The 24485-nt window shown below is 64.8% G+C and carries 26 protein-coding genes; 8 read left to right on the forward strand and 18 right to left on the reverse strand.

Features of this window, described 5'->3' with window-relative positions; all coding sequences use genetic code 11:
* Positions 1-20 precede the first annotated feature (20 nt).
* Positions 21-1217, reverse strand: a complete 1197-nt coding sequence (locus tag NRS07_RS11155; RefSeq protein WP_259206774.1) for a tyrosine-type recombinase/integrase — start codon at positions 1215-1217, stop codon at positions 21-23.
* 113 nt (positions 1218-1330) lie between these two features.
* On the opposite strand from NRS07_RS11155, the gene NRS07_RS11160 reads away from it, so the two are divergent.
* Positions 1331-1789 carry a DUF411 domain-containing protein gene (locus NRS07_RS11160; RefSeq protein ID WP_259206776.1) on the forward strand — a complete coding sequence of 153 codons (459 nt, stop codon included), beginning with the start codon at positions 1331-1333 and terminating at the stop codon, positions 1787-1789.
* Position 1790: 1 nt separating this feature from the next.
* The gene (locus tag NRS07_RS11165) at positions 1791-2147 is read left to right on the forward strand and encodes a hypothetical protein (protein ID WP_259206783.1); all 357 of its coding nucleotides are present in this window, start codon (positions 1791-1793) and stop codon (positions 2145-2147) included.
* A gap of 44 nt (positions 2148-2191) precedes the next feature.
* Here the strand turns inward: NRS07_RS11165 and NRS07_RS11170 are convergent, their stop codons facing one another.
* On the reverse strand, positions 2192-2692 hold the full coding sequence (locus NRS07_RS11170; RefSeq protein ID WP_259206786.1) for a pyridoxamine 5'-phosphate oxidase family protein: 501 nt from the start codon (positions 2690-2692) through the stop codon (positions 2192-2194).
* 181 nt (positions 2693-2873) lie between these two features.
* On the opposite strand from NRS07_RS11170, the gene nadB reads away from it, so the two are divergent.
* Both nadB and NRS07_RS11180 read left to right on the forward strand, forming a co-directional pair.
* The gene (gene nadB / locus NRS07_RS11175; RefSeq protein ID WP_259206789.1) at positions 2874-4514 is read left to right on the forward strand and encodes an L-aspartate oxidase; all 1641 of its coding nucleotides are present in this window, start codon (positions 2874-2876) and stop codon (positions 4512-4514) included.
* Positions 4515-4648: 134 nt separating this feature from the next.
* The gene (locus NRS07_RS11180) at positions 4649-5548 is read left to right on the forward strand and encodes an NAD-dependent protein deacetylase (RefSeq protein WP_259206791.1); all 900 of its coding nucleotides are present in this window, start codon (positions 4649-4651) and stop codon (positions 5546-5548) included.
* A gap of 17 nt (positions 5549-5565) precedes the next feature.
* On the opposite strand, the gene NRS07_RS11185 is transcribed toward NRS07_RS11180, so the two are convergent.
* The 9 genes from NRS07_RS11185 to queE all read right to left on the reverse strand — a co-directional run bounded on the left by NRS07_RS11185 (position 5566) and on the right by queE (position 13302).
* Entirely contained in the window at positions 5566-5886 is a 321-nt protein-coding gene (locus tag NRS07_RS11185) for a hypothetical protein (protein ID WP_259206793.1), read from the reverse strand.
* Between the two features lie 13 nt (positions 5887-5899).
* On the reverse strand, positions 5900-6766 hold the full coding sequence (nadC, locus tag NRS07_RS11190) for a carboxylating nicotinate-nucleotide diphosphorylase (protein ID WP_259206795.1): 867 nt from the start codon (positions 6764-6766) through the stop codon (positions 5900-5902).
* Positions 6763-7908 (reverse strand): quinolinate synthase NadA, encoded by a 1146-nt coding sequence (nadA, locus tag NRS07_RS11195; RefSeq protein WP_259206806.1) that lies wholly within the window; start codon positions 7906-7908, stop codon positions 6763-6765. The genes nadC and nadA overlap by 4 nt, the downstream gene beginning before the upstream one ends.
* A gap of 82 nt (positions 7909-7990) precedes the next feature.
* On the reverse strand, positions 7991-9592 hold the full coding sequence (locus tag NRS07_RS11200) for an ABC-F family ATPase (RefSeq protein ID WP_259206809.1): 1602 nt from the start codon (positions 9590-9592) through the stop codon (positions 7991-7993).
* 91 nt (positions 9593-9683) lie between these two features.
* Positions 9684-10619, reverse strand: coding sequence for a muramoyltetrapeptide carboxypeptidase (gene ldcA / locus NRS07_RS11205; protein ID WP_259206820.1), 936 nt, complete (start codon positions 10617-10619; stop codon positions 9684-9686).
* A gap of 24 nt (positions 10620-10643) precedes the next feature.
* Complete coding sequence (locus NRS07_RS11210; RefSeq protein ID WP_259213175.1) at positions 10644-11570, reverse strand: alpha/beta fold hydrolase; 927 nt, start codon at positions 11568-11570, stop codon at positions 10644-10646.
* Positions 11571-11698: 128 nt separating this feature from the next.
* Positions 11699-12232 carry a tRNA adenosine(34) deaminase TadA gene (tadA, locus tag NRS07_RS11215; RefSeq protein ID WP_259206822.1) on the reverse strand — a complete coding sequence of 178 codons (534 nt, stop codon included), beginning with the start codon at positions 12230-12232 and terminating at the stop codon, positions 11699-11701.
* Positions 12192-12638, reverse strand: coding sequence for a 6-carboxytetrahydropterin synthase QueD (queD, locus tag NRS07_RS11220; RefSeq protein ID WP_259206825.1), 447 nt, complete (start codon positions 12636-12638; stop codon positions 12192-12194). Before queD ends, tadA begins: the two co-directional genes overlap by 41 nt.
* A gap of 28 nt (positions 12639-12666) precedes the next feature.
* On the reverse strand, positions 12667-13302 hold the full coding sequence (queE, locus tag NRS07_RS11225) for a 7-carboxy-7-deazaguanine synthase (RefSeq protein WP_259206828.1): 636 nt from the start codon (positions 13300-13302) through the stop codon (positions 12667-12669).
* Positions 13303-13485: 183 nt separating this feature from the next.
* Here queE and NRS07_RS11230 point away from each other — a divergent pair, with 183 nt between their 5' ends.
* The gene (locus tag NRS07_RS11230; RefSeq protein WP_259206833.1) at positions 13486-14481 is read left to right on the forward strand and encodes a sensor histidine kinase; all 996 of its coding nucleotides are present in this window, start codon (positions 13486-13488) and stop codon (positions 14479-14481) included.
* An 84-nt stretch (positions 14482-14565) separates the two neighbouring features.
* Positions 14566-15564, forward strand: coding sequence for a diguanylate cyclase (locus NRS07_RS11235; RefSeq protein WP_259206842.1), 999 nt, complete (start codon positions 14566-14568; stop codon positions 15562-15564).
* Positions 15565-15651: 87 nt separating this feature from the next.
* Here the strand turns inward: NRS07_RS11235 and NRS07_RS11240 are convergent, their stop codons facing one another.
* The 5 genes from NRS07_RS11240 to NRS07_RS11260 form a co-directional block, all read right to left on the reverse strand.
* Complete coding sequence (locus NRS07_RS11240) at positions 15652-17136, reverse strand: hypothetical protein (RefSeq protein WP_259206868.1); 1485 nt, start codon at positions 17134-17136, stop codon at positions 15652-15654.
* A gap of 261 nt (positions 17137-17397) precedes the next feature.
* Positions 17398-18585 (reverse strand): YsnF/AvaK domain-containing protein, encoded by a 1188-nt coding sequence (locus NRS07_RS11245; protein ID WP_259206871.1) that lies wholly within the window; start codon positions 18583-18585, stop codon positions 17398-17400.
* A gap of 25 nt (positions 18586-18610) precedes the next feature.
* Positions 18611-19036, reverse strand: a complete 426-nt coding sequence (locus NRS07_RS11250) for a YsnF/AvaK domain-containing protein (RefSeq protein WP_259206872.1) — start codon at positions 19034-19036, stop codon at positions 18611-18613.
* Positions 19037-19164: 128 nt separating this feature from the next.
* Entirely contained in the window at positions 19165-19422 is a 258-nt protein-coding gene (locus NRS07_RS11255) for a hypothetical protein (protein ID WP_259206873.1), read from the reverse strand.
* A gap of 14 nt (positions 19423-19436) precedes the next feature.
* Positions 19437-20213, reverse strand: a complete 777-nt coding sequence (locus NRS07_RS11260) for a DNA/RNA non-specific endonuclease (protein WP_259206876.1) — start codon at positions 20211-20213, stop codon at positions 19437-19439.
* 168 nt (positions 20214-20381) lie between these two features.
* Here NRS07_RS11260 and NRS07_RS11265 point away from each other — a divergent pair, with 168 nt between their 5' ends.
* Positions 20382-20624 (forward strand): hypothetical protein, encoded by a 243-nt coding sequence (locus NRS07_RS11265; protein WP_259206879.1) that lies wholly within the window; start codon positions 20382-20384, stop codon positions 20622-20624.
* A gap of 41 nt (positions 20625-20665) precedes the next feature.
* Here NRS07_RS11265 and NRS07_RS11270 read toward each other — a convergent pair whose 3' ends face one another.
* On the reverse strand, positions 20666-21499 hold the full coding sequence (locus tag NRS07_RS11270) for a phytanoyl-CoA dioxygenase family protein (protein WP_259206889.1): 834 nt from the start codon (positions 21497-21499) through the stop codon (positions 20666-20668).
* 224 nt (positions 21500-21723) lie between these two features.
* Here NRS07_RS11270 and NRS07_RS11275 point away from each other — a divergent pair, with 224 nt between their 5' ends.
* A complete protein-coding gene (locus NRS07_RS11275) occupies positions 21724-22830 on the forward strand; it encodes a mechanosensitive ion channel family protein (RefSeq protein ID WP_259206895.1) in 1107 nt (368 codons plus the stop codon).
* Positions 22831-22955: 125 nt separating this feature from the next.
* On the opposite strand, the gene NRS07_RS11280 is transcribed toward NRS07_RS11275, so the two are convergent.
* Positions 22956-24149 (reverse strand): glycosyltransferase family 1 protein, encoded by a 1194-nt coding sequence (locus NRS07_RS11280; RefSeq protein WP_259206896.1) that lies wholly within the window; start codon positions 24147-24149, stop codon positions 22956-22958.
* Positions 24150-24485: the final 336 nt, after the last annotated feature.

Below are 24485 nucleotides of genomic sequence, written 5' to 3' on the forward strand. Positions count from 1 at the left end.
ACCCCAGGGCGCTGCAATGACTACTCGGCCAGGCCGGGCCCCTTGCCCACGATCTCGTCGTGGCGCTGGTGGTCGGTCTTGTGCAGGTAGGCGGCAGTGGTCGCGATGTTGGCGTGGCCGGCCGTATCCTGCAGGGTCTTGAGCTGCACCCCGCTGTTGGCGTGATTGGTGAGCATGCTGTGGCGCAGCCAGTGGGTCGAAGCCTGGCGCAGCGACGCGGCGCTGTCGCCATCGCCCTGGCCTGTGGCAAGGTCGGCTCCGGCCAGGAATACCGCCTTGAGCGCTTCGGACGCCGCTTCGTCGGTGATGCGCACGAGTTCCTCGCGCCGGCTGGACAAGACCAGCGGCGTGCGGTCGGCGCGGCTGGCCTGGGGCAGTAGCCCGAACGCCTGGCGGTAGTCGCGGTAGGCGGCCAGCATGGCCGCCGGCACCGGCAACCGGCGCGGCTTGGCGCCCTTGCCCATGACGTCGAGCCACCAGCGGCCGTCGCCTTCGCTGTAGATCGCACCCATGTGCGCGCCGACGATCTCGTTCAGGCGCGCGCCGGTCTGGGCAAAGGCCACCAGCAAGAAGCGGTCGCGCTCGCGCTGGCGCTGCGCCGCCGGGGTGTCGGCGGCGCGCCCGGCTACCGCATCGAGCGCGAAGGCGACTGCCTGCGGCGACAGGTAGCGCGTGATCCGGCTGGCAGCAGGGGCACGCACGTTGCGCACCAACCGCGCCAGATTGCGGCGCAGGTAGCCGGTCTGCTCCGCATAGCCGAGCAGACCCTTGACGGCGATCATTGCCTGGCGCCGGCTGGCATCGGAGAGCGGACCGGAAAATGGGCGATAGCGTGGGTCGGCGCGCGGCCATTTGGTTGTACTGACCCACTGCGGCGGTGGATGACGGATGAACTCCTTGTAGGCGTTCAGGTCGGCCACGCTCAGCTGTGCGAAGGTCTTGCCCGCCTCTTCGCGGCACCAGGTCAGGAACCGGTACAACTCTTTCTGCGTGTTGGCGATGGATTTTGGGCTGAGCTCGCCGTGGCCGATGTATTCGCGCGCCAGCTCGACGTCGCTCCTGGCATCCGTGAGGGGTTCGTCCGCGACAGCACGAAACGGTGCGCCGCGGACGCTGGCGGCAACGCTGGCGGCAACGCTGGCAATGGCGCGCTGCGAAGTGTCCGGTGCGGGCGGATCGAGGTCGAGCGGCGTAAAGCTGGGAGACGACGCAGGCATAGAATAACGATACTGTGTTTTTATACAGTATAGCACTGCCCGGCGGTCGCTCCAAGCGAGAGAACCGGATGCTGCGGCATAATGTCGCTTCGTCCCAGTTATCCGGAGCCCCCATGTCCCTGCATTTTTTGCGCCAGACCACCCTCGCCGCCCTCCTCGCCTTGCCGCTCGCCGCCAGCGCTGCGCAACCGGTGATCGAGGTCTACAAAACGGCCAATTGCGGCTGCTGCAAGGAATGGGTCAAGCATCTCGAAGCCAATGGCTTCAAGGTCAAGGCGAACAATGTCGCCGATCCGGGCGACTACCGGCAGAAGTTCGGCATCCCGGCCGAATACGGCTCCTGCCACACCGGTCGGGTAGGTGGCTATGCGATCGAAGGCCACGTGCCGGCGGCCGATATCAAGCGCTTGCTGGCCGACAAGCCGAAGGCGCGCGGGCTGGCCGTGCCTGGCATGCCGATGGGCTCGCCCGGCATGGAAGGCGGGCGCAAGGATGCGTACGACGTGTTGCTGGTCAAGGATGGCGGCAAGAGCGCAGTGTTCCAGCGCTACGAATCAACCGAAGGAGACTGACATGAGTGAGCCACAATCCCAGGACGAGGCATCGACCACGATCGGCGTGGGCGGCGCCACCAGCGGCCAGCAAGGCGCGACTCGGCGCCACGAAACCCATCAGGAGACCGGAGGCAGCGGGGGCGACGGCCTCACCCGCAACCAGGCCGGCGAGACCACGAATGCACCCAACGGCGCAGCGCTGGACGAGACTTCTGGCTCTGCACAAGCGCCTGCCGAAGCGCCCGATAGCGCGATGACCCACAGCACGCGCGGAGCGCAGGACACCCGCCCGGACCAGGCCAGCAAGACCGGCACCGGTCTCGGTACGCCCGAAACCGGTGGCAACCAGGACGCAGGCGACCTGCCCCCGGTTTAAGCCGTTCGCCCCCCCGGCTGCTCCAGCGTGGCCGGGGGCACAACTTACATGCGGATGGTGCCGTGGGCGGCGTCCATGTCCGGGGTCTCGCCAGTGATCGCGGCCTTGGCCATGGCGAACATGCGCACCATCTTGCTGTCGTTCGCATCCCAGTATTCGGCCGCATGCGGTCCCACCCGCACCAGCACCACGTGTTCGTCTTCCGGGCCGGCCGGGAACCACGCTTGCACCATCGGATTCCACAGTGCATTGATCTTGACGCGGTCGACCACGCGCTCGGCAGTGCCGCTGACCGAGACGTAGATACTGTCGTCGCTGTTGGCAAAACTGATGTTCACTTCGGGATCGTGGGCGATGTTGCCCCATAATTCGGTGGTGGTGGAAGTGAAGAACCACAGTGCACCATCCGCATCGACCTGCTGCAGCGTCATCGGCTGGCTGATCAGGTGCCCGTTCTGGTCGCGCGTCGTGAACATGGCAAAGCGCATCGAGCCGATCTTGTCGGTCAGGGTGGCGGCGTGTTCCTGGGTAATATTGGCGTGCATGGCATTCCTCTTCGGACAGTTGAAGGGTCGATGGTAGCGCCGGGCCGCGGCGCCATCCGTGCGCGCGCGAACACTGACCCGTGCCTGTCCCCCTTGTGCGCCGTGGACCTGGCCTGCCGCCCCCGGGCGCGCAAGGTCCAAATCGTCTATAGTGATGCCTCTTTAAAAAAACAACATTTCCATGAAATTTGACGTCGCTATTGTCGGCAGCGGGCTGGCCGGCCTGTCGGTGGCACTGCACCTTGCGCAGACTCGCTCGGTCGCGATTATTTCCAAGCGCGCACTGCTCGACGGCGCCAGCAGCTGGGCCCAGGGCGGCATCGCCGCGGTACTCGATTCGGCCGACAGTCACGACCAGCACATCGCCGATACCCTGATCGCCGGCGCTGGGCTGTGCGAAGAAGCCGCTACCCGCTATATCGTCGAAAACGGGCGCGCCGCCATCGAATGGCTGATCGAGCAGGGGGTACCGTTTACCCGCGATGCCACCGCGGAACTGGGCTTTCACCTGACCCGCGAGGGTGGCCACAGCCAGCGCCGCATCATCCACGCCGCCGACGCCACCGGCCACGCGGTGCAGGTCACGCTGGAACAGAAAGTGCGGGCCCATCCGAACATCACCCTGTTCGAGCACCACTGCGCAATCGACGTCATCACCTCGGACAAGCTTACCGCCAAGGGCGCGCTCGGCGCACTGCATGGCGGCACGCCGCACCTGGTCGGCCAGCCGCGCTGCTATGGCCTGTATGTGCAGGACGAACAAAGTGGCGACGTGCTGACCTTCGAAGCCGAGCACACCGTGCTCGCTACCGGCGGCGCCGGCAAGGTCTACCTGTACACCACCAACCCCGATACCGCCACCGGCGACGGCATTGCCATGGCCTGGCGCGCCGGCTGCCGGGTGTCGAACATGGAATTCATCCAGTTCCACCCAACCTGCCTGTATCACCCCTATGCCAAGTCGTTCCTGATCACCGAGGCAATCCGCGGTGAAGGCGGCTTGCTCAAGCTGCCGCCCGAAGCCGGCAGCGCGGCCGGAACCCGCTTCATGCCGGCCCATGACGAGCGCGGCGAACTGGCCCCGCGCGACGTGGTCGCGCGCGCGATCGACTTCGAAATGAAAAAGCGCGGCCTCGACTACGTCCACCTGGACATCAGCCACCAGAGCCCCGAATTCCTGATGGAGCATTTCCCGACCATCTATGCGCGCTGCATGGAGCTGGGCATCGACATCACGCGCGAGCCGATCCCGGTGGTGCCGGCAGTGCACTTTACCTGCGGCGGCATCGTGACCGACCTGGCGGGGCGCACCGATATCCCGGGCCTGTATGCGGTCGGCGAGACCGCCTGCACCGGCCTGCACGGCGCCAACCGCCTGGCCAGCAATTCGTTGCTGGAATGCGTCGTGATCGGCCGTGCCTGTGCCTACCAGATCGCCGCCGCGCCCCCGGGCGAAAGCCCGGCGCTGTCGCCCTGGGACGAAAGTCGCGTGACCAACGCCGACGAAGAAGTAGTCATTGCCCATAACTGGGACGAGCTGCGCCGCTTCATGTGGAATTACGTCGGCATCGTGCGCACTACCAAGCGCCTGGAGCGCGCCCAGCACCGCATCAAGCTGCTCAAGGAAGAAATCGACGAGTATTACCGCAACTTTCGCATTACCCACGATTTGCTGGAGTTGCGCAACCTGGTCGAAGTGGCATCGCTGATCGTCAATAGCGCGTTGTCGCGCCATGAAAGCCGCGGCCTGCATTATTCACGCGACTTTCCGGATACCCTGCCCAAGGCGCTGCCGAGCGTGCTGACACCGACACGCCGCTAGTTTTTTACCCAGGCCACGTCCCGGTCAGGGCTTGCACCGCCCTGCCCTGCTGCTGCAGGCCCGGAACCGTGTTCCGCTGCCGGCGCCATGAATGATAGGATCCTAGCCTGTCAAAGAATGTGGGAGTGTGCGCGATGGCGCAAGGCGGCGAGCAGCACAGCCAGGCTGCGGCCCTGGCGCAATTTTTGGAACAGCATCCGCGCGCGCTGGTGCTGACCGGCGCCGGCCTGTCCACGGCATCGGGCATTCCCGACTACCGCGACCGCGACGGCGTGCGGCGCGGGCGCTTGCCGATCCAGGGACCGGAGTTCCGGCGCTCGCCCGACGTGCAGCGGCGTTATTGGGCGCGCAGCATGGTCGGCTGGCCGATCATGGCACGCGCGCTGCCCAATGCCGGCCACCGCGCACTGGCCAGGCTCGAGCAACATGGGCGGATCGCCTCCTTGCTCACCCAGAACGTCGACGGCCTGCACCAGCGCGCCGGTAGCGCTGCGGTACTCGAATTGCACGGCAACGTACACACGGTGGTTTGCCTCGATTGCCGCGCCGAATTCTCGCGCGCCTTCGTCCAGACCTTGCTCAACGACGCCAACCCGGAGCTGGCCGCCGCTCTGAACGAGATCTCGGCCAGGGCCCTGCCCGACGGCGATGCCGCGATCGAGCCAGGCGCGCTCGACGCGCTTCACCTGCCCTGGTGCGTCCAGTGCGGCGGCGTACTGACGCCGGACGTCGTCTTCTTTGGCGATGGCATTCCACCAGATCGGGCCAGCAATGCGCTGGCGCGCATGGAGGCGGCCGATGCGCTCGTGGTGGTCGGTTCGTCGCTGATGGTGTATTCGGGTTTCCGGTTTTGCCGCATTGCTGCCGAAACCGGCAAGCCAATTGCCGCCGTCAACCTCGGGCGCACCCGCGCGGATCACCTGATTGCACTCAAGCTGGAAGCCTCGGCCGAGCAGCTGCTGCCACAGGTGGCCGCCCTGCTAGGCGCGGATGAGCCGGATGAGCTGGGTGAGACGGATGCGCCGGCCGCCTGAGCCGGCGGCCACATCGCTCAATCGTTCATCATGTACCTGATCACGATTCCCGCCATCAGCGCGATGAAGATCACCATCGACAGGGCGCCATGCAGGGTTGGGGAGCCAATCGACACTTGCGCCGTCTTGGGATCTTGTTCCATCCGCAGCGCCTTGCCGAACATGACCGGACGCAGGAAACCGCGCACGCCCACCAAGATCATGCCGGCCCCGAAGCACAGGTCGGCCGTGCTGCCGGTGCCGACGCCGCTCAGCAGCGTTGGCACCCCCAGCACGAGGCCGAACATCAGCCAGAAGATGCGGGCGCCGGTCGACAGGCGCAGTCTGTTCCAGTCCATTGAATTGTCCATATCAGCCTAAGATCCTGAGTGAATAATCGGTCGCGCGCACGTCCTTGGTGAGGCTGCCGATCGAAATGCGGTCGACGCCAGTTTCGGCGATTGCGCGCACGGTGTCCATATTGATGCCGCCGGATGCCTCCAGCAGCGCGCGGCCGGCATTGACCGCAACGGCTTCGCGCATCTGCGCCAGGTCGAAGTTATCAAGCAAGACCGACTTGACGCCGGCCTGCAGGGCTTCGCGTAGCTGCTCGATGGTTTCGACCTCGATCTGCACGGTCACGCCCGCCGCGAGCGCATCGGCCGCGGCCAGCGCCCTGGACACGCCGCCGGCTGCCGCGATGTGGTTTTCCTTGATCAGGATGCCGTCGTACAGCGCCATGCGCTGGTTCTTGCCGCCGCCGACGCGCACCGCGTATTTCTGCGCCTGGCGCAGGCCCGGCAGGGTCTTGCGGGTGTCGAGGATGGCCGCCCCGGTGCCGGCGATCAGGTCGACGTATCGACGGGTTGCGCTGGCCACGCCCGAGAGCAGCTGCATAAAATTGAGCGCGGCCCGTTCGGCCGTGAGCAGCGAACGCGGATTGGCCTCGATGGTGCAGACCACGGAATCGGCCGTCATCATGTCGCCTTCGGCGTATTTCCAGTCGATGTCGATGTCCTGGTCGACCGCCAGCATCACGGCTTCGAACCAGGGGGCGCCGCACAGCACCGCACTTTCGCGCACGATCACGCGTGCCTGGACCCGGGTATCGTTCGGCACCAGCAGGCCGGTCAGGTCGCCGGTGCCGACATCTTCGAGCAGCGCAGCCAGGATATTTGCCTCGAAGCTGGCCTGCAGCTTGGCGTCGAAGGCGTTGTGGGGATTACGCAGGGTCGTCATGCCGGACCTACTCCATTGAACAAGCTGGCGTTATTTTCGAGCGCGCCACTCGGCAGCGCCTGGGCTTTCTTGGCTGCGGCGAAATCGAGCATGCGGTCGATGGCGCGCTTGGCCTGGCGCCCGATCTCGGGGTCGACATGCACTTCATTGCTGCCAGAGCGCGCGCCGAATTCGAGCGCGTCTGCCAGGTTTTTCAGGCCGTTCATGGCCATCCACGGGCAGTGCGCGCAGCTCTTGCAGGTGGCGCTGTTGCCGGCGGTCGGCGCCTCGATGAAATGCTTGCCCGGCGCCGCCATGCGCATCTTGTGCAAGATGCCGTTGTCGGTGGCGACAATAAAAGTGGTCGCCGGCAGGTTCACTGCCGCATTGATCAGCTGGGTGGTCGAGCCGACCACATCGGCCTGGGCCACGACCGCGGCGGGCGACTCCGGGTGCACCAGCACCTTGGCATCAGGAAATTCGGCACGCAGCAGGTCGAGCTCCACGCCCTTGAATTCGTCGTGCACGAGGCAGGAACCCTGCCACAGCAGCATGTCGGCGCCAGTCTGCTTCTGGATCCAGGCGCCCAGGTGGCGGTCGGGGGCCCACAGGATCTTCTTGCCCTGCTCGTGCAGGTGCCTGACGATGTCCAGCCCGATCGACGACGTCACCATCCAGTCGGCGCGGGCCTTCACGGCGGCACTGGTGTTGGCATACACGACCACGGTGCGGTCCGGGTGCTGGTCGCAGAAGGCCGCGAACTCGTCCGCCGGGCAGCCGAGGTCGAGCGAGCAGGTTGCGTCCAGGTCCGGCATCAGGATGGTTTTCTCGGGACTGAGAATCTTGGCCGATTCGCCCATGAAGCGCACACCCGCCACAACCAGCGTCCGGGCCGGGTGATCGCGGCCAAAACGCGCCATTTCCAGCGAGTCGGACACGCAACCACCGGTTTCCTCGGCCAGGTCTTGCAGGTCGGCGTCGACATAGTAGTGGGCTACCAGCACCGCATCGCGCTCCTTGAGCAGGCGCCGGATTCGCTCCTTGAGCTCGGTTTTTTCGGCGGCCGTCGGCGTAGCCGGCGTGCGCGCCCAGGCCTCGGACGTGCAGGCCAGGCCGGCCTGCGGGTGGTCGTATTCGTAGGTCTTGATCGGTATGGTTATCATGGGATGGATGGTCTCCTAGTGCTGCCCCAGGGTCGACTGGTCACGAATCACGTGCTCGCAACCCAGCCGTCCGCCCTGCACATCAGTCGATGCCCTGGCTTTCCAGGTACTCTTCGTAGTTGCCGCGGAAATCGATGATCTCGTTTTCCTTTACTTCGAGCACGCGCGTGGCCAGCGAGGACACGAATTCGCGGTCGTGCGACACGAAGATCAGGGTGCCTTCGTACTTGTCCAGGGCGATGTTGAGCGACTCGATCGACTCCATGTCCATGTGGTTGGTCGGCTCATCGAGCAGCATGACGTTGTGACGGCCAAGCATCAGTTTGCCGTACATCATGCGGCCCTTCTCGCCACCAGAGAGCACCTTGACCGATTTCTTGACCTCGTCGCCGCCAAACAGCAGGCGCCCCAGGATCGAGCGCACGGCCAGATCGTCGTCGCCTTCCTTGGTCCAGCGGCCCATCCAGTCGGTCAGGATCGCATCGGTCGGGAATTCTTCGGTCGGATCTTGCGGCATGTAGCCGACGCTGGCGTTCTCGGCCCACTTGGTGCGGCCATGGTCGGCTCCCAGGCCGGTGATCTCCTGGCCGCCAATGCAGCGCAGCAATGTCGTCTTGCCGGCACCGTTGGCGCCGATGATCGCCACCCGCTCGCCAGCCTCGATCATGATCGAGAAATTCTTGAACAGCGTGCGGTCGTAGGATTTCGTCAGGCCCTCGGTCTCGACCGCCAGGCGGTGCAGCTTCTTCTCGCCTTCGAAACGCACGAACGGATAGGCGCGCGAGGACGGCTTGAAGTCTTCGATCTTGATCTTGTCGATCATCTTGGCGCGCGAGGTGGCCTGGCGGGCCTTGGATTTGTTGGCCGAGAAGCGGCGCACGAATTCCTGCAGTTCGGCGACTTTTTCCTTGGCCTTGGCATTGTTCGACAGCTGCTGGTTGCGGGCCTGGGTCGAGGCGAGCATGTAGTCGTCGTAGCTGCCCGGGTACACCTTCAGGGTGCCGTAGTCCATGTCGGCGATGTGGGTGCAGACCTGGTTCAGGAAGTGGCGATCGTGCGAGATGATGATCATCGTCGAGTTGCGCTGGTTGAGCACGTCCTCGAGCCAGCGGATCGTGTTGATATCCAGGTTGTTGGTCGGCTCATCGAGCAGCAGGATGTCCGGATTCGAGAACAGGGCCTGGGCCAGCAGCACGCGCAGCTTCCAGCCCGGCGCCACGGCGCTCATCGGTCCCTGGTGCAGGTCGCCGGCGATGTCCAGGCCCAGCAGCAGTTCGCCGGCGCGCGCTTCGGCCGAATAGCCGTCGTATTCGGCGACCTTGCCCTCGAGTTCGGCGGCGCGCATGTAGTCGTCGTCGGTTGCGTCGGGATTGGCATAAATGGCGTCGCGGTCCGAAATGGCGTTCCACAGCTCGGTGTGGCCCATCATGACCACGTCGAGCACGCGCACGTCTTCGTATGCGAACTGGTCCTGGCGCAGCTTGCCGAGGCGCTCGCCCGGGTCGAGGCTGACGTTGCCAGCCGATGGTTCCAGGTCGCCGCCGAGGATCTTCATGAAGGTCGATTTGCCGCAGCCGTTAGCGCCGATCAGGCCGTAACGGTTGCCTTCGCCGAACTTGACGGAAATATTCTCGAACAGCGGCTTGGCGCCGAATTGCATGGTGATATTGGCTGTGGATAGCACTGAGAAACCTTTAAAAGCGGTGTGATCGATTAACCGTGCATTTTACCATCGCCGCCGCGAGGGGGCGAACCATGCGCCGCCGCCGCGCGGATCAGCCGCACCTGGCGCTGGTCAGCGTCGGAAGCGTCGGGTAATCGGACAGGCCCAGCGTAAAGCCGTCGCTGCGCGAGACCAGCCGGCCCTGGGCGCCGAACGGTATCGTCACCCGCCGCCCGATGTGGCCAAAGCTCAGACCCTGCACGATAGGCAGCGGCAGCGTGCGGCGCAGGTAGCCGAGCATCGTATCGAAGTCGTAGCCATTGTCGTTCGCGCCCAGCTTGTAGCCTGAAAAGTCGCCCAGCACCAGCGCGCGCTGGCGCGCCAGCACGCCGGCCTGGTCCAGTTGCAGCAGCATGCGCTCGATCCGGTACGGGTGCTCGCAGATGTCTTCGAGGTAGAGAATACCGCCCTCGATCTGCGGAAAGTACGGCGTGCCCAGCAGCGAGCAGATCATGGCCAGGTTGCCGCCCCAGACGGTGCCCGATGCTTCGATACAGGGGTTGCCGGTAGCGCTTTGGTTGATGGTATGGGTCGGCCCGGCCAGGCAGCGCCAGAAGTCGTCAAGCGTGAAGCTAACCGGGTCAAGCGCCCCGAAATCGCCGGCCAGCATCGGGCCCGCATAGCTGGCAGCGCCGGTACGGGCCATCAAGCCCATCTGGATGGCAGTAATGTCGGAAAAGCCCACCAGCAGCTTGCCGCTGGCGGCGATCGCCTCGAAATCGATCTGCGGCAGCAGCCGGGTGCAGCCATAGCCGCCGCGCAGCGCCATGATCAGCTGGATATCCGGATCGGCTGCCGCGGCGTGCAGCTGGGCCAGGCGGCCCTGGTCGGTGCCGCCGAAGCGCTCGTGGATGCGGGCATGGTCGTAATAATTATGGACCAGGCAACCCTGGGCCTCGAGGCGGGCGATGGCGCGCTCGACCGCGCAGGGGTCGAGCGCCTGGCCGCCCGGGGCCACGATGGCAATGCCGATTTGTTGGGTGATCACTGTTTGACGATGTCTGTTTGACGGCTATTGCTTGACGAACAAGCGGGGTGCCGAATCCGGCAACATCTTACCCCTGGCGTGGGCGTCGATCAAGGCAAGCAGCCGCTCGACCAGTTGCGGCGGCAAGTCGTGGCCCATACCCTCGATGACTTCGAGGCGGGCGCCAGGAATGCGGGCGGCCGTATCCTCGCCACAAGCGAGCGGCACCAAAGGGTCGGCGGCGCCATGGATCACCAGGGCCGGCGCCACGATGCTGGCCAGCAGCGCGCAGCGGTCGCCTGACGCGGCAATCGCCACCATCTGGCGCGCATCGCCGCTGGGGCAATAGCTGCGACGCACAGAGCGGCCCACATCGCGGCGCAATAGCCGCTCCGGGGTTGGGTAGGCAGGACTGCCGATGGCGCGCATCAGGTCGATGCCGTGCTCGACGATGCTGTCGATGTCGGTCGGATCGCCGGGGCGGCGCGTTAGCAGCTTGCGTAGCTTTTTTGCCGGCCCCGGCAAGCCACGGCGGCCGCTGCTCGACATGATCGAGGTCAGACTAAGGACGCGTTGCGGAAAACGGGCGGCGAGAATCTGGGCGACCATGCCGCCCATCGCCACACCCACCACATGAGCGCGTGCCACGCCGAGCGCGGACAGCACCCCGATCGCGTCGTTGGCCATGTCGTCGAGGCAGTAAGGCGCATGCACCGGCCAGCCGAGCCTGGCCTTGAAGCGCGCCAGCGGCAAGCTCGGCATGCCGGCATGCTCGAACTTGGTGGACAGTCCGCTATCGCGATGATCGAACCGGATGACATAAAAGCCAAGTTCCACCAGTCCATCGACGAATTCGTCGGACCAGTTCGATAGCTGCATGCCCAGGCCGTGCACCAGCAGCAAGGGCACGGCCTTGGGATCGCCGGCGGTATCGAAGGCTAGGCAAATTCCGTTGGCGTTGAGCGTGGGCATGGGCATGGAGGCCAGCAACGGCATGGGCTTGCCGCGTGCTGCGGCTTGCATCGAGCATACCACTTTCGCCATGAGACGGGCGCCCGCCGCTGCAGCGCAACCGATCCGGCACAAGGCCCTGCGATTGGCTAGCGCGGCGGCATGCGCGCCGCCGCCCTGCGCTGCGCGAAGAAGGCCTTGAGCATGCTGCCCGCTTCGTTTGCCATGATGCCACCCGCCACCGTGGTGTGGTGGTTCAGCGTGGCGTGGCCAAACAGGTCGAGCACCGATCCGCAGGCCCCGGTCTTGGGATCGGGAGCCCCGTACACCACGCGCGCCAGGCGCGCATGCATCATCGCGCCCGAGCACATGATGCACGGCTCCAGGGTGACATACAGCTCGCAGCCGGGTAGCCGGTAATTGCCGAGCTTGTCGGCCGCGGCGCGCAGCGCCACGATTTCGGCGTGGGCGGTCGGGTCGTGACTGCCAATCGGCTGGTTGTAGCCGACCGCGATTACCTCGCCATCCTTGACCACCACCGCGCCAACCGGCACCTCACCTTGAGCCCAGGCCAGCCGGGCCTGCTCGAGTGCCAGTTGCATGAAACCTTGATCGGCTACGAGGCCGGGCGCAGGCAGCTGCTCAGGATTCAAGGATCTCGGCCCAGCAGTTCGGGGTTTCATGCAGCACCAGCTTGTGCAGCCGCAGGCCGGTGCCGTAGCGGTCGGTGAACACCGTCTTGAGGATACCAAAGGCGACCCGCGCCAGGTTTTCCACGGTCGGGATGCAGTCGATCACCACGGTCTTGTGGCCGGGCAGCGAGGCCAGGAACTCGCGCACCTTGTCGTCGCGCTCGTACACCAGGAAGGCATGGTCCCAGACATCGACCAGGTGTTGCTTGGCCAGGGTCTTCACATCCGAGAAGTCCATGATCATGCCATTGTCGGAATTGCCTTCGGCGTCGATGACTTCACCGGTCAGGGTGATTTCGAGCGTGTAGCGGTGGCCATGCAGGTTGCGGCACTGGCTCTTGTGGTCGGGAATGCGATGACCTGCATCGAATTCCAGCTTGCGGGTAATGGTCAACATTGCAGCTTTGCAGAATATGGTGGGATTCCTAGGGAATCTGGAGGAGTTTGTGGGTCTGGATGCTCAGCTTCCACTTGGGATTGGCGCGGCAGGTCTCGATCGCCAGGCGGGTATTCTGGGCTGCCAGCGGGCCGTCCATCGGTTGCAGGTAGAAGTTCTCGAAGTCGAGCTCTTCGTAGGCGGCCAGGTCCTGGCTATCCTGCGGGATGACGACCTTGATCTCGTTGCCCTTGGCGACCACCAGCGGGGCGCCCATTTTCGGGCTGACGCAAATCCAGTCGACCCCTTGCGGCACTGGCAGCGTGCCATTGGTCTCGATGGCGATCATGAATCCATGCGCATGCATGGCATCGATCAGGGCGCGATCGAGTTGCAGCAGCGGCTCGCCGCCAGTGAAAACCACGTATTTGCTGGCAGCATGCGTGACCGGCCACAGGCCGTTGATCTCGGCCGCCAACGCCGCCGGGTCGCGGAACTTGCCGCCACGCTCGCCGTCTGTGCCGACAAAATCGGTGTCGCAAAAGCGGCAAATACTGGTGGCGCGATCCTGCTCGCGACCGCTCCAGAGGTTGCAACCGGAGAAGCGGCAAAACACCGCCGGACGCCCTGCATGGGCGCCTTCTCCCTGCAGGGTGTAGAAGATCTCTTTGATGCTGTAAGTCACGTTAAGCCTCTCGTCAACCTTCCATTATAGCCTGCCGCGCCGCGACCTTGCCAGCGGCGCCACCCGGCATGCTCACGGCCACGGCCCCATGTAGCGTTCATGCATTGAGAACCGACAATGTTATTCGTCGGACTCCGATGTACCTTCATGAGGAATGTTCCGAACGTGAGTAAGAAGGAAGCCATGACGAACTCCCCATCAATCTTTATCTGCCGCCTGGCCGGCATCGCGGCGCGGACGGGTGCGCTCGCCGTCCTTGGCGCGGGCACGCCGGCATTGGCCAGGGATGCGACCACGCTCGCCCTGCGTAGCGCCGCGCCCGAACTGGTGGCGGCGGCAATGGTGGTCGTGGCGGCGCTGGCAATGACTGCGCTGCTGCAGCGGCGCGCGCAGGCCGCAGAAGAACGCAGCCGCGCGCTGGAACAGCAGCTCGAGGCCGAGCGCGGCGCCCATGCCGAGCTTGAAACCGCGCTGGCCGGCAATCACGAAGTGCTGTGCCGGCTGGTACATGGACAGGAAACCGTGCGCGAATCGGAACGCAGCCGCATCGCACGCGAACTCCACGAAGAACTCGGCCACCGGCTGCTGTCGCTGCGGGTTGAACTGGCGCTGCAGCAGGCCGCGGTGCGCGGCACCTCGCCCGGGGTGCACGACAAGCTGACCACAGCAATCGCCAATCTCGATGCGGTCGTCAAGGCCAGCCGCGCGATCGTGGCCGGCCTGCGTCCGATCGCTCCCGGCAGTAGCCTGCGCCAGGCGGCCGAGCGCCATCTGGCCGAATTCGCCCGCCTGCACGGATTGGACTACCGGTTCGACGCTGGCACCGACCCGCTGTACGGGGCGTGCCGCGATCGTGCCGTCGACGCCGTGCTATTGCGCGCGCTGCAAGAAGCGCTCGCAAACGTGGCGCAGCACGCGCATGCCACCACGGTCTGCGTCACCTTGACCGCTGCGGCTACCGAGATCACCCTGGTGGTCGAGGACGACGGTACCGGCTTGGCCACCCTGCCTGCGGTTGGCGGCGACAGCGCACTCGGATGCATGCGTGAACGCTTCGAGGCCCTGGGCGGCAGCCTGCGACTGGCTGCCGGACGCTGTGGCGGAACCGTGCTATCGGTGACGCTGCCGGTAGGGCGGGCTCCCGCGGCAAAGCGGCAGCAATGCGGATTTTTGCTCTAAATCAATAAGTACGACCACCTGCGGTAGCAAAATCGTTTCCTGTTGGCAGTCATTTCGGCTGCCAACCGGAACGCAGGGGATATCATGATCGGATCGACAAACACCAGCGCAGGCATCAAGGTGCCGGCCGCCGCCGCACTCGTGAAGGACGAGACCTTCGTCGGTCAACTGATGGAGACCATCTCGATTCCGGTCTTCGTGCTCGACCGCCACGCCCGTGTCATGATCTGGAACCGCGCCTGCGAACGGCTGACCGGCGTGGCAGCGCGGGAAATCCTGGGCACCAGCGACCATTGGCGCAGCTTCTACGAGCATCGCCGCCCTACCCTGGCCGACCTGGTCTTGCAGAACCGAACCGACGAGGTGCGCCAGATATTGCCGCGCTGCGCCCCCGAGGGGGCAGCGGCAAGCCTGTGCCTCGAGAGCTGGTTCGAGATGCCGCGCGCCGGACGCCGGCGCTACCTGGCCGCAGACGCCAGTGCCATCTACGATGCGGACGGCGAGCTCACCGCCGTAGTGGAAACCCTGCGCGACCTGACCGATGAAAAGATGGCGCAGGTGGCGCTGGAACAGCTGGCCACGCGCGACGGCCTCACTGGCCTGGCCAATCGCCGCTGCTTCGACGATACCCTGCATGCCGAGTGGGCACGCGCGCTGCGCCAGGGTCAGCCCTTGTCGCTGCTGATGGTGGACGTCGATAACTTCAAGGCCTACAACGATGCCAACGGCCACCTGGGCGGCGACGAATGCCTCAAGCGCATTGCCAGGGCGGTGTCTGGTGAGATGCGTGCCAACGACCTGGTCGCCCGCTACGGCGGCGAAGAATTCGCCGTGATCCTGCCGAATCAGTCGCTCAAGGGTGCCGCCATCGTCGCCGAACGCATCCGCTGCCGCGTCGAGCAACTGCAGTTGCCCTGCACCTCGCCGACCCGGCACGTGACCGTGTCGATCGGCGCCGCCACCGCCATCGCCGGGCCCGACAGCAATGCCAGCGAGCTGGTGGCGATCGCCGACGCTGCCCTGTACCGTGCCAAGCACCTCGGCCGCAACCGGATCAGCTTGCCGTTGAGCGAAGCCGCCTAGCGGGCTGCCGGGGTGTCGCGTCAGGCTCGCCAGTAAAATCGGCGCCCGAGGGGGCGCCGATGCGGTTACCGCCAGCTACCGTGGCGATCAGGAGGTCATGCGATCCCAGCCGTGACGCACCGCCAGCTTCATCTTATCCCAGGTCGATTGCTCGTTGCCGCCATGGCGCGCGTCCCAGTCGGAGCGCAGCTCGCCTTCGACTTCGTTCCATTGGCGTCCGCGGTATTTTTCACTGCGCGCCATGTCCGCACCGTAGGAATAAGCAGGCCGATACTGGTCATAGCTCGCGCCCTCGCTGGCGGCACTGTAGTTGGCGTTCCAGTGGCTGCGGTAGGCGCTGTCGTCGTCATCGCTGCCGGCACTGCGCACTGAGGTCGAGTACGGGGTTGAGGTCGAGACCGCGCTATGTTCGCCAGTCATGCTTTCCCAGCCATGGCGGATTGCCGCCTTCATCTTGTCCCAGGTGGCGCCGATACCCTCGCTGCCCGATGCGCTGCCCGAGCCGGTGCCGACCGCAATGCGCGAATCCCAGCCACGGCGCATGTCGCCCTCGATGTCGTCCCACGGCTGGTTACGGTACAACTCGCTCTTGCGCATCTCTTTACCGAACGAGTAGGCTGGCTTGTAGCTGTCGTAATCATCGCCCGAGCTGCTCAGGTTGGATTCGTAATGGCTGCGGTAGTGGCTATCGTCGTCACCGGCAGCGCTGCTCGAGTCCAGGCCTGGACTCAGGCCCGCGCCTGCCGACGGCGAATAAATGCGCGATCTGCCACGCTGAATTTCGGTGGAGCGCATACCGCCGCCCATATCACCACCCACGCTGTCGCCCATCCGGGTGTCGCGCTGCTGCGAACCAGACAGGCTGCCCTGCTTGGCCGAGCCTTCGAGCGCGGAACCCTGGACCGAATTATCCTGCAGGGTCGAACCCTGGAACGAGGTAGCGCCGGTGGCGCCCAGCCCGCTCGAGCCCTGAGGCTCCTGGTAAGTCTGGCCCATCGGCTCGGCCTGGTGCAGCGACTGCTGCGCGAACAACTGGGGATCACCCGGGTTGTCGAGCTGCTGGCTCTGGCCCACGCCTGGCTGGCCAGATTGCGCCACAGGGCGTGCGGACTGCATGCCGCCGGCGCCGCTCATGCGCATCGACTCCTGCGAACCGGCCAGGCCCATGGCGCCGGCGCTGTGCGATCCTGGTCCCGATGCCTGCTCGTCGATGTCGGTCGGCCCGTAGCGCTCGACGATGTCGGCGGCGCGTTCGACTTCGGGCAGCGAGTCGGCGGTGACGGTCAGGACATGGTGGCCGCGGGTCACCGCACCTTCGTAGCGGCTGGCGCGCTCGCTGTGATCGGCGCCGAACAGATCGGTGAAGAAGTGCTTGATGCTGGCGCCGATACCCTCGCCGGTGCCATCGTTGGTGTACGGTTCGCTACTGCCGGTGACGCTGTCGGTCATTCCGGTCGGGTCGGCGTTCGAGAGGCGTACCTCGTTGCGGGTGAAGCTCGACGCGAGCAGTTCGTTCATGGCATTCTGGGCGTCGTTGCGATTGTCGAACACGGCTACTAGCGTGTGTTGCATGGTCAGTCCTCCGTCATAGTGATTGTCATTGCGCCGGCAGCGTGCCGGACACCCGCCCTCCCAGCTGGGCGATTGGTTTTAGATTACTCCAAACCCGGCGCGGCGCGCGCGCGACTGCCGCGTACGGATCACGGGGTCGCGCGCGCGCCGGCTTGCGAACACATCAATTGGCGTAGGCGCAAGAAAAACGGCGCCCCGGTTTCATACCGGGGCGCCGTTCGCGCGAGCTAGGGCGGCCTTGCAGGCCGCCGATGTTCTTTATCAGTACGAGCGCTTGCTGCTGTCGTCGTCGTCGGTCATGCGATCCCAGCCATGACGCACGGCAGCTTTCATCCGGTCCCAGGTCGATCCGGCCTTGCCGCTGTTGCGCGACTCCCAGTCGGTGCGCAGGTCGTTCTCGGCTTCGGCCCAGCCGCGGTTCTTGTAGCGGGTATCGCTGCGCATCTGCGAACCGTAGCCATAGGCCGGCGCGTAGTCGTCATAGCGGTCGCCCGTGCTGCCGTAGTGGCTCTGGAAATGCGATCGGTATTCGCTGTCGCGGTCTTGCGTGCCGGTCGTACCGAGCTGTTCGACGTCGACCTCGGTGTGGCGCACCGAATCGCTGATCTGCTCCTGGCGTTCATTGACCTGCTTGCCGATCGTGACTTCTTCCACGATGCGCGCGGACTTCTCGACCACGGCTTCTTCAGAGGTCTCGCGCATTTCGATGGTCTGCTCCTTGAACGCCGTGCTATCGAGCGGATCGAGCGGCTGGTCTACCTGGCGCCGCTGGACGTCGACATGTTCCTCGCGCAGGCCGATGGTTTCGTTGACCGGGGTTTCGACGACACGCGAGAAAATGCGCACACCGCCACGCTGCACCTCGCGCTTGCCGACCTTTAGCTGTTCTTCCACGACCGGAATCGACTGGGTCGCATTCGAGCGCGCGGCATCCGATCCGGCGCCGCCCATGTGGCTGGAAGTATCACGCTGCAGCGAAGAACCCGTCAGCGAACCCTGCTGCCCGGATGAGCCCGACTGGGCCGACATCGACGACGAGGACATGCCGCTCTGGCTGCCCGAGAGCATCGCGCCCGGCACCCCGGCGCCAGTGCCGCTCGCATGCTCGTCGATGTCGACCGGGCCGAAGCCTTCGATGATATCGGCTGCACGCTCGACTTCGTCGAGCGAATCGGCGGTCAGGGTGATGACGTTCTTGCCGCTACTGAGCGCACCCTGATAGCGGTCGACATGCTCGTCGCTGTCACTGAAAAGGTCGCTGAAGAAATTCTTGATGCCGCTGCCGAAGCCGCTGTCGGTGTCGGTGTCGCTCGCGGTGGTGCTGGCCGAACCGGTATCGGATCCGGACAGGCGTACCTCTTCGCGCGAGAAACCCGAGGACAACAGCTCGTTCATGGCATTCTGGGCGTCGGTGCGGTTATCAAAAACGGCTACAAGGGTATGTTGCATGGTCGTTCCTCCGAAAGGGATGATGTCATGACACCGGTGGATTGCCAGCCTCGTCGAAGCGCTCCACGTCCACGCGTTCCACTTTCAGTGGCACGGTTTCCTGGTGGCGTTCGTGATGCCGGGTCCGGCTGATATGCAGCTCTTCTATGATGCGAAGCCGCCGTTCGACGACCAGCACTTCCTCGAGCACGGGGATGATGAGCGTGTCGCCGTCGTAACGGTTGGCCGGCGTCTCGCCGGCCGCCACGATCCGGTCGACCGCGACGTGCCGGACCTCTACGACGTCGTGCGCCAGCTGCTCGTCGATGGTGACCGGCTGTTCCGAAACGGTCTTGTGGATGCGCACGCCACGGCCAGCATCGACGACGCGGGTGCCGACGGCGAGCTGCTCCTCGATCACGGGAATGCGCAGATCATCCTGGTCATGCTGCTCGGGGGTACTACTGGACATCGATCGGCTCCTCGGAATCGCTGCATGAGAGCGAACCAGATTACCCGAATCGGCATGGGCCTTGCACACCGTTGACTGCTGGAATTTTACTAAGCAAAAAGGACGGCGAGCTAACGCCAGCGTCGCCCTCAGCTAAACGGATTGGCGACGAACCCGATCTCGGGCGGCGGTAGCTGCTCGGGCAAGTCGCGTGCCTCCAGCGCGGCAACGATGGCGGCCAGCGCCTGGTGCAGGCGGCGGGCGTCGCGCAAGCCCTGCTGGTCGGCGGTCAGGTCGACGTCGCCCGACACGGTGATGCGGTCGACGCGGTTTTCCAGCATCAGGTTGCCGATCTCGATGACGTCGGCTTCGTTGGCATAGGGCGTGAAGGTGTTCTTGCGCGTCATGTCAGCTCCATGGGTCAGGGTCGGGTCTTGCGCTGGCGGATGTTTGGCAGCGCCAGCATGCGTTCCTTCTGGCGCTGGGTCAAGGACGGCAGCAGCTCGATGCCGACGATGCGCTCGAGCTCGGCGACCGGAATGGTATGAATCGGCGCCGCGCCGCGATTTTCGACGAACCAGGCGGCGGCCGCTTTCTGACGCGGGCTGTAGACCACCTTGTACAGGTGACTCGGCACCAGGACATTGCCAACCTTGCGCAGCTTCGTGCCCAGGAAAGCCGGGCCGGTGATCACGTACAAAGCACCCTCGCGCTTGGCCATCTTGCGCACCGCACCTTCGATCGGTGCCCAGATATGGCGGTTGTGCTCACGGTCTTGCGGCACCATGTTCGCCAGCGAAAAACTCTCGCGCTGGGCGCGCCGGTGCGGCATGTTGCCGTTCGGCGCCAGGTGCCCACGGTCGAGCCCGCTGCGGGCGTAGTCGGACAGCTCGGCGCGGTGGGCGCGCGGCAGGCGCGGCTCGGCATGGAATGCGTTGTCGCGCTCGAGTCCCCGGGCCGCGTCGATCTGCTCTGCGTGCAAGAATTCGGCCGACCAGAGCGCGGTGCGGGTGACCCCGGAATGCATCACGCCGAACTCGTCGTAGCACAGTTCGCGCGTGGCTTCGGCCAGTTTCGCGTGACGGATCTCGGGTGCGCGGCCGTCCAGGTAATGGACGGGGCAGCCGGCGCCATGGGCGGCGCCGGAGAGCAGCAAGGCCGCCGCCAGCCATAGGCGCGCCAGGATAGGTCGAAGCATGTCGGGAACATCAAAAGCAAGCAAGGCCACATTGTAGCCGAGCACCTTTGATGAACGTCAAACGACAATAGAACTTTCCAGACTTCGTCACCAGTGAGGCTAGCGTGCGCCTGCTGGCCGGGTGCGGCGCGATAATGTGGCATGAACAATCGTCAACAGGAGTACACCATGGCAACAGCGGACCACACCACCCCAAAATCGGGCAATCCCGCCGCAGCAGGCGGACAGGACCAGCGCTCCGACAACCTGCTCCCGGGCGAGGGAGGTGCTGAAGACGGCCGCTTCGACGTCGCCGAAGAAGTCAGCCTCGACCAGCATTCCGACGAAGCCCGGCGCGTCGGCCAGGCGCCCGAGAACGGCATAGCCGATTCACTGCCAGACACCCCCAAGAAACCAGCCGCGTCGCAATAGTTGCGGCAATCCCGGCGCGGCGCCAGCCGCGCCCTATTTTTTCAAGACATCGTCACGCCCATCTTCAGGCCTTCGATGGTATGGGCCTGCTCGATCGGTTCCAGCCGTTCGACCACCCGGCAGCTCAGGTGCTCGCGCACCGCCGGCGGCAGACCGTCGTAGTAGGCCTGCGACATCTGCAGGTCGTGCCGGATCGCATTGCTTGCATCCGGCGCATCCGCGCCCAGCACCAGCACCGGGCGCGACCGGTTCGAGCGGTTGGCCGTGCCGCGGTGAATGGTCAAGGCCGACCGGGCCGAGATGTCGCCCATCTTCGGCAGCTTGCGCTCGGCACGCGCGTCATAGCGTGGCCACAGCGAAGCGTCGGGAAACATCGGATCGCCGCCGAACAAATCCCATTGGGTACCCGGTGCGATCTCGAACGGCCCCATGTCGTCGGTGACGTCGACCGTGGTGAGGTTGAACGCGAGCGAACTCAGGCGCCGGCCGCTGACGGTTTCCGGTGGCGAGGCGAAATCGCGGTGCCAGGGCTGGTGCATCGCGCCCGGGCCGGGAACATCGAACCCGACTTCGACCAGCCGGTAATCCGGCCCCAGCACCGCGCTGCACACGGCCACCACCCACGGGTGGCTGGCAAATGCGATGAAGCCGCGCAACCGTTCCGGATGCACTTCGACATAGAACCGGTTGGGGCCGCGGTTGAGGGCCCCGCCGGGACGCGCCTGCGCTTCGCGGAACAGCACGTCGATGTCGGCGCCCAGCTCTTCGATCAGGCTGCGCTCGAAGGCCCCGCGGCAGGCGATGATGCCATCGCCATAGATGCCGCGCATGATGTCGGCCACTTCGTAACCGGTGGCAGGCGGTAAGCTATTCATTGTTCTTCCTCCGATGCGGGTCTGCGGCGGGTCTGCGGCGGGCACGCCGCAGTCAACCATGTACAGCGCCTCATGTTAGCGGCATTCGGTCAAGGGTGGCGCAGCCTGCGCATGGGGAACGCCGGAGGCCAAAATGAGTACTTGCAACATTATTAACTGTGCGCGCCGTGTGCGCTCCCACCCGCACACTGGCAGTTGCCTTTGCCTGGATAACGGAGTCATGGATGGAATTTTTGGTAAGCAATAACGAATTGGAAAACTGGATGCTGGCCCTGGGCGCCTGCATCGGCGCGACCGCCACGATGGCCTTTGCGCGCAGCATCGCCTTGCGCCGCCTGGCCGAGCGGCCGGGGCACACGCCAACGCGGGTCGACGACCTGATCGTCCTGATGCTGCGCAAGACCTACCTGGCAGGCCTGCTGGCGATCGGAATCTACCTTGGCAGCATCTTCTTGCTCATACCCGAAAGCTGGACGCTGGTGGTGTCGCGCCTGGCCATCGCTGCGCTGATACTGCAACTGGCCCTGTGGGGCGACACCGGCCTGCGCGGCTGGCGCAGCCAGTTGCTCAATACCCCGGGCGACGGCAATCGCAAGGCGTCCAGCACCATCGTGTTCTTCATGCTGCGGCTGGTGGTATGGATGGTCGGCTTCCTGATGATGCTGGATAATTTCGGCTTCAATATCACTACCCTGGTGGCCAGTCTCGGGGTGGGCGGCATCGCGGTGGCCCTGGCCACCCAGAGCATCCTCGGCGACCTGTTCGCCTCGCTCTCGATCATGCTCGACAAGCCATTCGAGGTGGGTGACTTCATCATCGTCGGCGACGCGCTCGGCGCGGTCGAATACATCGGACTCAAGACTACGCGGCTGCGCGGCCTGGGTGGAGAACAGATCGTATTTTCTAACGGCGAACTGCTGCGCAGCCGGATCCATAACCACAAGCGCATGCTGGCGCGCCGGGTCGCCTTCGTGCTGCGGGTTGCCTATGGCACCGGCGAGGCCCGGCTGACGGCAATCCCCGGCATCGTGCGCGACATCATCGCGGCGCGCACCGACGTCGATTTCGAGCGGGCCCACTTCTTTCGCTATGGCGACTGGTCGCTCGACTTCGAGGTGGTCTACCACTTCAAGAACCCCGACTACCTGCTGCACATGGATGCCCAGCACGCGATCTTGCTGCAGGTGTACCGCGCTTTCCAGCAAGAAGAAATTCAGTTCGCGCATCCATTGTCGGTGGTGCGGGTGGCCGACACCGGCGACCCGGCCGGCGGCTGGCCGCCGCCGTCGGCGCCGCTCGCCGCCATGGGTGCAAAGCCTACCAGGCACTGAAGCAATCGGGTCCGAAGGCCGGCCCCCAGCGTAAAAACGGCGGTCTGCCCCCAGGGACAAACCGCCGCGCCGTCGCCAGTCAGCGGCCCTGCAGGGCCCGCTGGCCGCTTACCTGATGGTCCGCTTTACGCGGACTTGGCTACCGGTAGTGCGCTGACCTTGGCTGCTGCCAGATCAGGGGTCGCGACTTCAGTCTTGCCTGCACCCAGGCGCTGGGCGCCGTTGCCCGGCACTGCGCTGGTGATCAAGTCGTGCATGCTGGCCGCGGTACGGTCCCAGGAGGTCCCGGCCACCACGTCGCGCATGCGGCTGGCCATGATCTGGCGCTCGCCATCGGACATGGCGAGCTGGCGCTCACAGGCGGCAATGAACTGCTGCGCGGTGTCGGCGATGGCTACCACGTCGCCGTAAGGCACCACCACGTCGGTGATCGGGGTCGATACCGATGGCAGTTCGGCCGCCATGTACTCGAGCACCTTGGTCGGGCTGATGAACTTGGTCGAATCATTCATCGCGAACGGCAGCAGGCAGATGTCCCAGCCGGCCAGGAACTGCGGCAGCTCGTCATAGGTGCGCTGGCCCATGTAATGAACGTTCGGCTGCTTGGGCAGCGTCGCCGGGTCGATCTTCACGACCGGGCCAACCAGCACGATCTGCCATTCCGGATGGGCATCGGCCATGGCAGAGACCAGGTCGACGTCGAAGCGCTCGTCGATGACGCCATAGAAGCCGAGGCGTGGGCCAGGGATGTGGGCCTGGTCCGGATGCGAGATGTCGCGGTCCTGGGCCTGGCGGAAATGCCTGGCATCGACGCTGCTCGAGAAGCAGTGCGCGTTTGCATGGCGGTCGCGCTTGGATTGGTACAGGCTCGGGCCGCCGGTAAATACCACGTCGGCCATATTCAGCAAGGCGCTCTCGCGCTGCAGCAATTGTTTCGGGGAGTTCTTGAACATCGCCAGTTCATCCATGCAGTCATAGACGATCTTGGACGGGCTCAAGCCTTGCAGCAAAGGCAGTGCCATCGGTGTATAGAACCACACGACCGGCTGTTCGCCCTCGGGCACGAGGTCGGCCAGCAGGTTCTGGAGCGTTGGCAACTGATCGTCGTGGAAGCCTGGCGCGTGGATCGGGGTATGCGGCTGGCAGACGGTGATGTTCGGCGCTGCCACCGTTTGCTTGAGCCAGGCCTGGCCTTCGCTATACACCGGTTCCTCGACAAACACGATATTGTAGTGTTCAGCCAGACGGGTCATCAGGTGTTGGGGACGCTGGAAGACAAAGTCCCAACGGAGGTGGCAAAACACGATCAAGGTCGGCATGTGGTAGTCCTTTCGCCTGGCTGGCGCTATAGTTGTTTGGAAATGCCTGGCAGATTGTTCTCGATGCCAGTCTCCGGCCGTGCATGGAGCCGACCGTACACCGAGATCGTATCATGCAAATTTTCTAATATTTTTGCGCGCTCCTCATTTGCGCGCTGCAACATTAGCTCGACGAAATGTTTCGGCTGTCAAGAACTTACCTTCTCATAGGTAAGACTCGCCCGCTCCCCAATATAGTGTAAGCCTGGTCCTACGCAGTTACAGGAAGTTCAACTACGAAAAGTTGTCAATTTTTTACCCTTCCTGGCGCTGGCGTTCGGCCAAAATCATCGTTTT

The organism is Massilia sp. H6, assembly GCF_024802625.1.
GTDB lineage: Bacteria > Pseudomonadota > Gammaproteobacteria > Burkholderiales > Burkholderiaceae_D > Telluria.